General features: G+C 68.7%; 10 protein-coding genes and 2 rRNA genes (1 of these 12 cut by a window edge). 3 read left to right on the top strand and 9 right to left on the bottom strand.

Going from position 1 to position 11,937, the window contains the following annotated elements; genetic code table 11:
* Positions 1 to 55 precede the first annotated feature (55 nt).
* On the bottom strand, positions 56 to 349 hold the full coding sequence (locus QBL21_RS02850) for a glutaredoxin family protein (RefSeq protein ID WP_407560370.1): 294 nt from the start codon (positions 347 to 349) through the stop codon (positions 56 to 58).
* 202 nt (positions 350 to 551) lie between these two features.
* On the opposite strand from QBL21_RS02850, the gene QBL21_RS02845 reads away from it, so the two are divergent.
* The 3 genes from QBL21_RS02845 (at position 552) to QBL21_RS02835 (ending at position 4,135) form a co-directional block, all read left to right on the top strand.
* Complete coding sequence (locus QBL21_RS02845; protein WP_407560369.1) at positions 552 to 1,544, top strand: HAD family hydrolase; 993 nt, start codon at positions 552 to 554, stop codon at positions 1,542 to 1,544.
* Between the two features lie 338 nt (positions 1,545 to 1,882).
* Positions 1,883 to 2,689, top strand: a complete 807-nt coding sequence (locus QBL21_RS02840; protein WP_407560368.1) for an ECF subfamily RNA polymerase sigma factor, BldN family — start codon at positions 1,883 to 1,885, stop codon at positions 2,687 to 2,689.
* A gap of 240 nt (positions 2,690 to 2,929) precedes the next feature.
* Positions 2,930 to 4,135 (top strand): DUF5667 domain-containing protein, encoded by a 1,206-nt coding sequence (locus QBL21_RS02835; RefSeq protein WP_407560367.1) that lies wholly within the window; start codon positions 2,930 to 2,932, stop codon positions 4,133 to 4,135.
* A 39-nt stretch (positions 4,136 to 4,174) separates the two neighbouring features.
* On the opposite strand, the gene QBL21_RS02830 is transcribed toward QBL21_RS02835, so the two are convergent.
* The 8 genes from QBL21_RS02830 to QBL21_RS02795 all read right to left on the bottom strand — a co-directional run.
* On the bottom strand, positions 4,175 to 5,344 hold the full coding sequence (locus tag QBL21_RS02830; protein ID WP_407560366.1) for a lysophospholipid acyltransferase family protein: 1,170 nt from the start codon (positions 5,342 to 5,344) through the stop codon (positions 4,175 to 4,177).
* Entirely contained in the window at positions 5,337 to 6,425 is a 1,089-nt protein-coding gene (locus QBL21_RS02825) for an NAD-dependent epimerase/dehydratase family protein (protein WP_407560365.1), read from the bottom strand. Before QBL21_RS02825 ends, QBL21_RS02830 begins: the two co-directional genes overlap by 8 nt.
* Before the next feature lie 123 nt (positions 6,426 to 6,548).
* Complete coding sequence (locus QBL21_RS02820) at positions 6,549 to 6,647, bottom strand: 30S ribosomal protein bS22 (protein ID WP_003948845.1); 99 nt, start codon at positions 6,645 to 6,647, stop codon at positions 6,549 to 6,551.
* Positions 6,648 to 6,770: 123 nt separating this feature from the next.
* Positions 6,771 to 6,980, bottom strand: a complete 210-nt coding sequence (locus QBL21_RS02815) for a helix-turn-helix domain-containing protein (protein ID WP_158691643.1) — start codon at positions 6,978 to 6,980, stop codon at positions 6,771 to 6,773.
* A 128-nt stretch (positions 6,981 to 7,108) separates the two neighbouring features.
* Positions 7,109 to 7,927, bottom strand: a complete 819-nt coding sequence (locus QBL21_RS02810; protein ID WP_407560364.1) for a phosphatase — start codon at positions 7,925 to 7,927, stop codon at positions 7,109 to 7,111.
* 93 nt (positions 7,928 to 8,020) lie between these two features.
* Complete coding sequence (locus QBL21_RS02805; protein WP_407560363.1) at positions 8,021 to 9,190, bottom strand: acetoin utilization protein AcuC; 1,170 nt, start codon at positions 9,188 to 9,190, stop codon at positions 8,021 to 8,023.
* 63 nt (positions 9,191 to 9,253) lie between these two features.
* Positions 9,254 to 9,370 (bottom strand): 5S ribosomal RNA (gene rrf / locus QBL21_RS02800).
* Positions 9,371 to 9,478: 108 nt separating this feature from the next.
* Positions 9,479 to 11,937, bottom strand: a 23S ribosomal RNA gene (locus QBL21_RS02795); it runs 670 nt beyond the window's last position.

The following is an 11,937-nucleotide window of genomic DNA, read 5'->3' as shown; positions in this document are numbered from 1 at the left end:
GCACAAAGATGGTGTCCGCTTTGTCCGGGCAAAGTGACGGGCGTCACCCCGCGGCTCACGACCGCAGCGCCCGCCGCAGCCTCTCCGGGTCGACCCGCCAGAAGTCGTGCTGCTCGCCGTCCACGAGGACCACCGGGATCTGCTCCCAGTAGCGCCGGTACAGCTCCTCGTCCCGGGTGATGTCCTTCTCCTCCCAGCCGGCGCCCAGCTCCGCGCAGACGGCGACGACGACCTCGCGCGCCTCGTCGCACAGATGGCAGCCGGGCTTGCCGATCAGCGTCACGGTGCGGTCGGCGGCGGGCGCGGAGGCAGGCGCGGAGGCGGCGGTCTTACGTCGCAGCAGGCTCATGTCATCGATTGTGCCGCCCTTCACGGGCGTACGGAGCCGCCCCGAAGGGAACAGACTCGGACAGATCGCAGGCAGAGAAAAGCGAAGAACGAACGCGGCCGAGCAGGAGCCGTAAAGAGTCGGGCAGGAACCAACCGGGAGTTCACGCGGGCGCCCCCGGGGCCCCTCCCCCTCGACTCCGGTTGGCCCGCCTGGCACCGTTATGCTCATCGGCATGGCCGCATTCGCATGGCTCACCCGCAGACGCCGCGCGACCGCGCGCAGCGTGGTGGCCGGCGAGGCCGCGGCGGAGGTGGCGCGCAAGACGTCGCAGGAGCTGGAGCACGCCACCCTGGCGGAGGCGGAAGCCGCCCTCGCCGAAGGCGTCACGACGGGCGTCGGGGCGGCAAAAGAAGAAGACGAGCCGGACTTCCCCGTCCACGGCGACGTGCACGCGGCGGCCTTCTTCGACCTCGACAACACGATCATGCAGGGCGCCGCGCTCTACCACTTCGGCCGCGGGCTCTACAAGCGCAAGTTCTTCCGCACCCGTGACCTCGCCCGGTTCGCCTGGCAGCAGGCGTACTTCCGCCTCGCCGGCGCCGAGAACTCCGGGCACATGGAGGACGCGCAGTCCAGCGCGCTGTCCATCGTGCAGGGCCATCGCGTCGCCGATCTCATGGAGATGGGCGAGGAGATCTACGACGAGTACATGGCCGAACGCATCTGGCCCGGCACCCGCGCGCTCGCCCAGGCGCACCTCGACGCCGGCCAGAAGGTGTGGCTCGTCACCGCCGCCCCCGTCGAGACCGCGACCATCATCGCCCGCCGGCTCGGCCTGACCGGCGCGCTGGGCACGGTCGCGGAGTCCGCCGGCGGCGTCTACACCGGCCGGCTCGTCGGCGAGGTGCTGCACGGCCCCGCCAAGGCCGAGGCGGTACGGGCCCTGGCCGCCGCCGAGACGCTGGAGCTGGCGCGCTGCGCCGCGTACAGCGACTCGGCCAACGACATCCCGATGCTCTCGCTCGTCGGCCACCCGTACGCGATCAACCCCGACGGGCGGCTGCGCAAGCACGCACGCGAGCACGGATGGCGGCTGCGCGACTACCGCACCGGCCGCAAGGCGGCGAAGGTCGGCATCCCGGCCGCGGCGGGCGTCGGGGCGGTGGCGGGCGGCGCGGCCGCGGCCGCCGCCCTCCAGCGCCGCCGCCGCTGAATCGGGCGCACCGATGGCACCCCCCGGGCAGCACCGCCGGCCCCGCCGTCAACGGGGCGCCGACAGCGTACCCGTGACCGATTACTCCGGGAAACCCACAACACGCCCGTGAACCAGGCAGTTCGTGTCACTTACCGATCAAACTCAATCCGACGGCCGATACTTGAGGAGTCGTCAATAGGCTACAGATCGGACGGAAACGGTGATTTGAGCAACTGGAGGTAGCGCGCCCGACACGAAGCGTTATTCTCCTCAGACGCAATCCGGTGCCCGCACATACCTACGTCGGTCAACGGTCCCGCACTGAACGTGATGGAAGCACTGCCTCTGGGAGTCCCGTGTACCCATACGTCGGGGTTGACGCCTCAGGACTGGCTACGCTGCGCGCGCAGGTAATCGAGCAACTGCGCCTCTTGTCGCCCGCCCTGGCCGTCGCCGGCCCCGCCGCGAGTCCCGCCGCCGGCCAGGCCGCAGGCCCCGCCTACGCCCTCACCGACGGCAGCGCCGCCGTCGGCAGCAGACGCCGGCAGGCCGGCGGAGCGGGCACCCGGGAGCGCAGCGGCAGGCAGACGAGGCAGAGCCAGCCCTCCACCGGCGACAGCCGCCGCATGATGGACCTGGTCGAGCGCGCCCAGTCCGGCGAGACCGAGGCGTTCGGCCGGCTCTACGACCAGTACGCCGACACCGTCTACCGCTACATCTACTACCGCGTCGGCGGCCGGGCGACGGCCGAGGACCTCACCTCGGAGACCTTCCTGCGCGCCCTGCGCCGCATCGGCACGTTCACCTGGCAGGGCCGCGACTTCGGCGCCTGGCTGGTGACGATCGCGCGCAACCTCGTGGCCGACCACTTCAAGTCCAGCCGGTTCCGCCTGGAGGTCACCACCGGCGAGATGCTGGACCCCAGCGAGACCGAGCGCAGCCCCGAGGACTCCGTGCTGGAGTCGCTCTCCAACACCGCGCTGCTGGAGACCGTGCGCAAGCTCAACCCGCAGCAGCAGGAGTGCGTGACCCTCCGCTTCCTCCAGGGCCTGTCGGTGGCCGAGACCGCCAAGGTGATGGGCAAGAACGAAGGCGCGATCAAGACGCTCCAGTACCGGGCGGTGCGCACTCTGGCGCGGCTGCTGCCGGACGACGCCCGCTGACGGGAAGCGATCACCGTTGATTCCCGCGATACCCGGGCCCCCTCCGCCGGCCGAAGTACTATCAACGCCACCGCGTAACCCGACTGCCCTGCCCGTCGTTGAGGGGGTAGCAGGGCTTCTTCCGTCGCGAGTTGTCCACCCCGTCTCACCCCTTCAGGTGAAACGGGTCAAGGAGTACAACTATGCGGGCGGGATGGGGAGTCCCACACAGAGACCCCGAGTCGACAGGAGGTGCCGCCCGTGATCGGTTCCGTATCGGCACACCGGCGGGCCAACGCCTTCGCCCAGGCCCTTGATGAGGAGTCTCGGGCGCAGCAGGCGGAAGCACTGGCGGCAGACCCCGAGCAGGCGCGGCTGCTGGGCCTCGCGGGACAGCTCGCCTCGGTGCCCGGTCCGACCCTCGACCCCGAGGTCAAGACCGTTCAGCGGACCCAGCTCATCGCCGCCATGGAGGCGATGCTCGCCGAGGACACCGCGGAGAGCACCGAAGCGCCCCTCATCCCGGCACCCCGCAAGCGCGGGGCCCACCGCGCGGCCGGCCCGCTGTCCCGGCTGCGCCCGCGCTCCCGCCTCTCGCGCGGCGTCGCCATCGGCGGCGTCGGCGTCGGCGTCGCGGCCGGCGCGTTCAGCGCCGCCGCCGCGGTCAGCTCCGACGCCCTCCCCGGCGACACCCTCTACGGCCTCAAGCGCGGCATGGAGGACCTGCGCCGCGGCTGGGCCGACGGTGACACCGAGCGCGGTCGCGTCTACCTCGACCAGGCGTCCACCCGGCTGAACGAGGCGCGGCGCCTCATGGAGCGCGGCCGGGCCGGCGACCTCGACGCGGAGTCGATGAACGAGGTCCGCGAAGCCCTCGACAACGTACGGCACGACGCCGGCGAAGGCCGCAAGCTGCTGCGCGACGCGTACGACGAGGACGGCTCGCTCGGCCCCATGCAGACCCTCTCCGCGTTCTCGCAGAAGCACGAGCGAAGCTGGCAGCAGTTGCGCGAGCAGCTCCCCGCGGAGCTGGGCGAGCTGGGCGACGAGGTCAGCTCGGTCTTCGACGCCATAAAGCAGGACGTCGCCCCGCTGTCCTCGCTGCTGCCCGGCCCGGAGGAGGACTCCACCCCCGGCGGCACCGCACCGGGCACCGCGGGCACCGGGGGCTCGCGCACCGACACCGACCCGGCCGAGCCCGCCCCGTCGTCCACCGCCACGGCCGACGGCGAGGTCGGCGACGACGGCGAGCCGAAGCCCAGCGCCACCCAGGAGGGCGGGCTCGTCGGCGAGGACGGCCTGATCGGCGGCGTTCTGCCTGACGACGACGATTCGGGCGACCGGGAGAGCGGCGGCAGCAGTACGTCGCCCGCGGAGCAGGACCCCGGCAAGAAGAAGCCGGAGATCACGCTCCCGCCGCTGCTGCCCCTGCCCGACCTGGGCCTCGACTTCGGCGAGGACGAGTAGCCGGGGCGCGGCCCGGCGCGGTACGGGGCAGCGCTCCGGTCAGAAGAAGACCGAGCGCCGCTCGACGAGCAGCTTGTACAGCGTGTGCTGGATCGTCTCGCGCACCTGGTCCGTCAGGTTGAACATCAGCATGGGGTCGTCCGCCGCCTCCGGCGGATAGCCGTCCGTGAGGATCGGCTCGCCGAACTCGATCGTCCACTTCGTCGGCAGCGGCAGGGCCCCCAGCGGGCCCAGCCACGGGAACGTCGGCGTCAGCGGGAAGTACGGCAGCCCCAGCAGCCGCGCCACCGTCCTGGCGTTGCCGATCATCGGATAGATCTCCTCGGCCCCGACGATCGAGCACGGCACGATCGGCGCCCCCGCCCGCAGCGCCGTCGAGACGAAGCCGCCGCGGCCGAAGCGCTGGAGCTTGTACCGATCGGCGAACGGCTTGCCGATGCCCTTGAAGCCCTCCGGCATCACGCCGACGACCTCGCCCCGCGCGAGCAGCCGCGCCGCGTCGTCGGCGCAGGCCAGCGTGTGCCCGCCCTTGCGCGCCAGTTGGTTGACGAACGGCATCATGAACACCAGGTCGGCCGCGAGCAGCCGCAGATGGCGGTCGGCGGGGTGGTGGTCGCGTACGGCGATCTGGGCCATCAGCCCGTCCCAGGGCAGGGTGCCGGAGTGGTTGCAGACGACGAGCGCGCCGCCGGTGTCGGGAATGTTCTCGACGCCCTTGACCGTCACCCGGAAGTACTTCTCGAAGACCGGGCGGAAGAGCGGCACGAGCACCTGGTCGGTGAGGTCCGCGTCGAAGCCGAACTCGTCGACCTCGTAGTCGCCCGTCAGCCGCCGCCGCAGGAAGCCCAGCGCGTCGGCGGCCCTGCGCTCCCAGCCGCCGCCCAGGAGCCGCGGCAACGCGGCCGTGAGAGCGCTCTGTAGCGCCGCGGCGACCGCGTCGGCGGCCTCGGCTCCCGGCGGTGCCGTACGGCCCGCTGACGCGGCCCGGGCCTCGCCTGCGGTGTCGTCCCGCGCTTCTCCCGCGTCCGTACGCTCCGCACCCTCGTCGTCCGCGGCCCCCTGCGCGCCGGGCAGCGCCGAGAGCGCCGCCTCCCCGCCCGTTCCGCCGCCGTCACCGCGCCGCGGCCGGCCGGCGTTCGGCCGGCGACGCGGCCTGCCGCCGCCGCGGGAGCGGTCGTCGTCGAACGGGATCACCTTCGCGTCAGCCATCGTGCACCGGCTCCTTCGCAGCGCCGTCCGCCTTCGCCGGGGTCCGTACGCCCGGCAGCCCCAGCAGCTCGCCGACCGCGTCGACGGCCCGCCGCACCTCACGCGGCGGCACCAGCCCGGCTCCCCGCCCGGCGGCGAAATCGGCGAACGCCGCCACCGTCGAGTACTCCGGGGTGAAGCCCAGCAACTCGCGCATCTGCGTGGTCTCCACGACCCGGCCGTGGGTCAGCAGCCGGATCTGCTCCGGCGAGAAGTCCGTCATCCCCGCCGACCGCAGCGCCGAGCCCACCCACGTCACCGCGGGCAGCGGCACCGGGACCGTGGGCCGCCCGAGCCGCCGGGCGGCCTGGGACAGCAGCAGCACGCCCTCGCCGGCGATGTTGAAGGTGCCGCTGTTGATCGTGCCGCGCCGCGGCTCGCCGGCGGCGAGCAGCAGCACGTCGATGACGTCGTCCTCGTGGACGAACTGGAGCCGCGGGTCGTAGCCGAGGACGGTGGGCAGCGCCGGCAGCGCCAGGTACTCGGCGAGCGGGGTGTCCACGCGCGGGCCCAGGATGTTGGCGAACCGCAGCACGCACACCGCGACGTCCGGGCGGCGCCGGGCGAACCCGCGCACGTACCCCTCGACCTCCACCGCGTCCTTCGCGAAGCCGCCGCTGGGCAGCGCCTTGGGCGGCGTGCTCTCGGTGAACACGGCGGGGTCGCGGGGCGCCGATCCGTACACGCTGGTGGTGGACTTCACGACGAGCCGGCGCACGCGCGGCGCCTGCTGGCAGGCACCGAGCAGTTGCATGGACCCGATGACGTTGTTCTCCTTGATCGCCGCCCGGCCGCCGCGGGCGAGCGGGGTGCCGGTGACGTCCATGTGCATCACGGTGTCGATGCCGTGCTCGACGAGGATCCGGGCGAGCACGGGATGGCGGATGTCCGCGGGTACGAAATCGGCGCCGCCGAGCCCGTGCTCGGGAGGCCGCGCGTCCACGCCGACGACGTGGTCGACGTCCGGCTCGCGCAGCAGCCGGCGGACCAGGCGCCCGACGAGGGGGCGGGCGACACCGGTGACGAGCACGGTCCTGCCCACTGGCGTTCGCCTTCCTCTCCCTGCCCGTACGCACGCTCGACCCACCGTACCCGCAGTACAACGCACAACCGCCGTCCACCCGCCGGGTAGGCGGATGAACGGCGGGACGGGTGCGGGCTACCGCTACTTCTTGTTGCGGCGCTGCACTCGCGTGCGCTTCAGCAGCTTGCGGTGCTTCTTCTTAGCCATCCGCTTACGCCGCTTCTTGATCACAGAGCCCACGGGTACCCTCGCTCACTTCTCTCCGTCGGGGTGGGCGGGCAAGGGCCCACACGTCTTACAGGGGCCCAAGCCTACCCGGGCGAACTGGATTGACGTAATCGAGGGTGCAACCAGTCGGATCCGTCAGGCGGACTCCACCCCCACATACGACTCGCGGAGGTATTCGTGCACGGCCTGCTCCGGCACCCGGAAGGACCTCCCCACCCGGATCGCCGGAAGATGGCCGCTGTGCACCAACCGGTACACGGTCATCTTGGACACTCGCATCACCGCGGCTACTTCAGCCACGGTCAGGAACACAACCTCGTTGAGAGGCTTATCGCTTGCAGCCATGACACACCTGAACCTTCCGCACATGACGGACACCGGCTTCCCCTCCGGTGCCTCCTCCTCGCATGCGCGCTCCTCCCCAGATTAGGGGCGGGTGATGCAAGTGGGGAAGAGGAGTAGCGATCGCAGGACTACAGTGACAGACAGGCGTGATTGAGCACATAGTCCGCCACCGGCCCGTAGCTGTCCGGTTGCACAGCGTCATCAAGAGGCACCACAACGGACACCCGGCCCTCCGCTTGGGCGACGAAGAGTGCCGGGTCGTCGGCGTCCGCCAGACCGATGGCCTCGATGCCCAACTGACCAGCCCCGCAGGCCCATCCGTGGTCCCCCACCACCAGCCCGGGCAGCGGCCCGCCCGCGGCCGCGGCGGCACCGAGTGCCGCACGCAGGGGAAGCGGAGAGTGAGTATGGACCCCCCTGGTGGCAGGCCCGGCAGAGGGGTCCGGGTCGCCCAGAACGGCAACACTCCCGGGGTAGTTGAGGCGGTATGTACGTACGCCGAATCGGGTCGTTATGTCGACATCTCTGCCCTCACCAGGGGTGAGAACAACGCACCCAGCCGCCGAGAGCGCCGCAGCCAAGGGGGCGTAGAAGCCGAGGAGGCGGTCGGGATGACCGGTCCCGAACAGCACCGCCTCACCGTCTCGCGCCGCGCCGCCCAGCCGCTCCGCGAAGGCGTGCAGGGCGGCGATGGTGCGGTCCGGATCGATGACCTCGGTGCCCGAGATCCGGCCCGGATCCCCGCTCGTACCGCAGCGTTCGGCCATGAGCCGCAGCAACTCGGCCACCGACCAGTCGCGTTCCGGTTCGAGGCCGAGCAGCACCCGGGGGTCGCGGGCCGCGAACTGCTGGTACCTGCGGAGGCTCTTGTCGCGGCTCGTCGCCACCGGCCCGGCGATTCCCGTTGCCAGCAGATGCGTACGCAACAAGGGCGCTTCGGTCAACACCCGCCCCACTCTGGCCCCACTTACGGGCGGAACGGGCGGCTTCGCGAATATTTCGCCCACAAGGAAGCAGCGGGTGCGGTCAGGGCCGGCTCCTCAGGGCAGCAGCCCGTGCGCCGGGAAGACCGTCCGCCGCGCGGCACGCACCGCGCGGTCCACCGGCGAGGCCGGGTCGTACCCCGCCTCCCAGTCCGCCCACGAGGCGTCGCGCCCGTCGGTCATCCGGTATGGGGCCTGCTGCCCGGTCCGCCGCAGCGCCTCGGCCCGCCAGCTCTCCGGCACCTCGGTCGTCGGGGAAACGGGGCGGCCGGCGGCGACGGCGCACAGATGCGCCCAGGAGCGCGGCACGACGTCCACGACGGCGTACCCGCCCCCGCCGAGGGCCAGCCAACGCCCGTCCGCCTGCTCGTGCGCCAGGGCGTGGCAGGTCTCCATCACCGCACGCTGCGCGTCCAGACTGACCGCGAGATGCGCCAACGGGTCCTCGGCATGCGTGTCCGCCCCGTGCTGCGACACGAGCACCTGGGGCCGCCACGCCCCCAACAGCTCCGGCACGACGGCATGGAACGCCCGCAGCCACCCCGCGTCCCCGGTCCCGGCCGGCAGGGCCACGTTCACCGCCTGCCCCTCGGCCCCGGGCCCACCGGTCTCCTCGGGCCAACCGGTCTGGGGGAAGAGCGTGCTGGGGTGCTCGTGGACGGACACGGTCAGCACCCGCGGGTCGTCCCAGAACGCCGCCTGGACGCCGTCCCCGTGGTGCACGTCCACATCCACGTACGCCACCCGCTCTACGCCCAGCTCCAGCAGCCGCGCGATGGCCAACGCCGCATCGTTGTAGACGCAGAACCCCGAAGCGGCACCGGGCATCGCATGATGCAGCCCGCCGGCGAAGTTCACGGCATGCGTAGCCCGCCCCTCCCACACGGCCTCCGCCGCCGCCACGGACTGCCCCGCGATCAACGCGGACGCCTCGTGCATCCCCGCGAACGCCGGATCGTCCACGGTCCCGAGTCCGTACGACGGATCCGCCGCCTCCGGCGCCGCGGACGCCTGGCGCACGGCGTCGATGTAGTCCTGCCGGTGCACAAGCCGCAGCGTCGAGTCGCCGGCCGCGGGCGCCGCGACGACGTCGGCGGCCTTGTCGAGCCCCAACTCCTCGACGAGGCGCATCGTCAGCGCCAACCGAACGGGATCCATGGGGTGTTCGGGACCGAAGTCGTAGCCGGTGACTGCCTGGTCCCACATCAGGTGCGCACGGCCGCTCATATCGGCCACCGTAACGCACGAAAGCCGCCCCGAAGCGTTCGGGACGGCTCTCATGAACGAATTGTTCGGCGGTGACCTACTCTCCCACACGGTCCCCCATGCAGTACCATCGGCGCGGTCGGGCTTAGCTTCCGGGTTCGGAATGAGACCGGGCGTTTCCCCAACGCTATGACCACCGAAACACTATGAAACACACCCCCACACCACCCCACACCACACATGCGGTGGTGGCGGATGGAATGTGGGCGGGTTGTTGTTTCAGAACCCACACAGTGGACGCAAGCAGCTATGGACAAGCCCTCGGCCTATTAGTACCGGTCACCTCCACCCCTCACAGGGCTTCCAGATCCGGCCTATCAACCCCGTCGTCTACAGGGGGCCTTAACCCCACTAGGGGGTGGGAGTCCTCATCTCGAAGCAGGCTTCCCGCTTAGATGCTTTCAGCGGTTATCCCTCCCGAACGTAGCCAACCAGCCATGCCCTTGGCAGAACAACTGGCACACCAGAGGTCCGTCCGTCCCGGTCCTCTCGTACTAGGGACAGCCCTTCTCAAGACTCCTACGCGCGCAGCGGATAGGGACCGAACTGTCTCACGACGTTCTAAACCCAGCTCGCGTGCCGCTTTAATGGGCGAACAGCCCAACCCTTGGGACCGACTCCAGCCCCAGGATGCGACGAGCCGACATCGAGGTGCCAAACCATCCCGTCGATATGGACTCTTGGGGAAGATCAGCCTGTTATCCCCGGGGTACCTTTTATCCGTTGAGCGACGGCGCTCCCACAAGCCACCGCCGGATCACTAGTCCCTGCTTTCGCACCTGCTCGACCCGTCAGTCTCGCAGTCAAGCTCCCTTGTGCACTTACACTCACCACCTGATGACCAACCAGGCTGAGGGAACCTTTGGGCGCCTCCGTTACATTTTAGGAGGCAACCGCCCCAGTTAAACTACCCACCAGACACTGTCCCCGATCCGGATCACGGACCCAGGTTAGACATCCAACACGACCAGAGTGGTATTTCAACGACGACTCCACAACCACTGGCGTGGCCGCTTCACAGTCTCCCACCTATCCTACACAAGCCGAACCGAACACCAATATCAAGCTATAGTAAAGGTCCCGGGTCTTTCCGTCCTGCTGCGCGAAACGAGCATCTTTACTCGTAATGCAATTTCACCGGGCCTATGGTTGAGACAGTCGAGAAGTCGTTACGCCATTCGTGCAGGTCGGAACTTACCCGACAAGGAATTTCGCTACCTTAGGATGGTTATAGTTACCACCGCCGTTTACTGGCGCTTAAGTTCTCAGCTTCGCCACCCCGAAGAGTGACTAACCGGTCCCCTTAACGTTCCAGCACCGGGCAGGCGTCAGTCCGTATACATCGCCTTACAGCTTCGCACGGACCTGTGTTTTTAGTAAACAGTCGCTTCTCGCTGGTCTCTGCGGCCACCCCCAGCTCAGACCGTAAAGGCCATCACCGGAAGCGGCCCCCCTTCTCCCGAAGTTACGGGGGCATTTTGCCGAGTTCCTTAACCATAGTTCACCCGAACGCCTCGGTATACTCTACCTGACCACCTGAGTCGGTTTAGGGTACGGGCCGCCATGAAACATCGCTAGAGGCTTTTCTCGACAGCATAGGATCATCCACTTCACCACAATCGGCTCGGCATCAGGTCTCACCCATAATGTTGCGCGGATTTACCTGCACAACGGGCCACACCCTTACCCCGGGACAACCACCGCCCGGGCTGGACTACCTTCCTGCGTCACCCCATCACTCACCTACTACAAGCTCGGATCACCGGCTCCACCACACCCCGCATCACCCGAAGGATCAACAAGGGGGCTTCACGGGCTTAGCATCACCTGATTCGATGTTTGGCGCTTCACAGCGGGTACCGGAATATCAACCGGTTATCCATCGACTACGCCTGTCGGCCTCGCCTTAGGCCCCGACTTACCCTGGGCAGATCAACTTGACCCAGGAACCCTTAGTCAATCGGCGCACACGTTTCCCACGTGTGTATCGCTACTCATGCCTGCATTCTCACTCGCGAACCGTCCACCACTACCTTACAGTGCGGCTTCACCCGGCACACGACGCTCCCCTACCCAACAACACACCCGTTAGAGCTATTGTGCTGCTGACACGACTTCGGCGGTACGCTTGAGCCCCGCTACATTGTCGGCGCGGAATCACTTGACCAGTGAGCTATTACGCACTCTTTCAAGGATGGCTGCTTCTAAGCCAACCTCCTGGTTGTCTCTGCGACTCCACATCCTTTCCCACTTAGCATACGCTTAGGGGCCTTAGTCGATGCTCTGGGCTGTTTCCCTCTCGACCACGGAGCTTATCCCCCGCAGTCTCACTGCCGCGCTCAACTTACCGGCATTCGGAGTTTGGCTAAGGTCAGTAACCCGGTAAGGCCCATCGCCTATCCAGTAGCTCTACCTCCGGCAAGCAACACACGACGCTGCACCTAAATGCATTTCGGGGAGAACCAGCTATCACGGAGTTTGATTGGCCTTTCACCCCTAACCACAGGTCATCCCCCAGGTTTTCAACCCTGGTGGGTTCGGGCCTCCACGACCTCTTACAGCCGCTTCACCCTGCCCATGGCTAGATCACCCCGCTTCGGGTCTAGAGCGTGCAACTCACTCGCCCAGCTAGGACTCGCTTTCGCTACGGCTACCCCACACGGGTTAACCTCGCTACACACCGCTAACTCGCAGGCTCATTCTTCAAA

Origin of the sequence: Streptomyces sp. 184 (assembly GCF_045781775.1) — a bacterium.
Lineage (GTDB): Bacteria > Actinomycetota > Actinomycetes > Streptomycetales > Streptomycetaceae > Streptomyces.
Note: the sequence above shows the minus strand (reverse complement) of the source record. Positions and strands in the feature narration are given on the sequence as shown.

Bases quoted from the DNA above. Each gene is read 5' to 3' on its own strand.
- QBL21_RS02850 (WP_407560370.1), bottom strand. From the start codon at position 349: ATGAGCCTGCTGCGACGTAAGACCGCCGCCTCCGCGCCTGCCTCCGCG.
- QBL21_RS02805 (WP_407560363.1), bottom strand. From the start codon at position 9,190: ATGAGCGGCCGTGCGCACCTGATGTGGGACCAGGCAGTCACCGGCTAC.
- QBL21_RS02815 (WP_158691643.1), bottom strand. From the start codon at position 6,980: ATGGCTGCAAGCGATAAGCCTCTCAACGAGGTTGTGTTCCTGACCGTG.
- QBL21_RS02845 (WP_407560369.1), top strand. From the start codon at position 552: ATGCTCATCGGCATGGCCGCATTCGCATGGCTCACCCGCAGACGCCGC.
- QBL21_RS02830 (WP_407560366.1), bottom strand. From the start codon at position 5,344: ATGGCTGACGCGAAGGTGATCCCGTTCGACGACGACCGCTCCCGCGGC.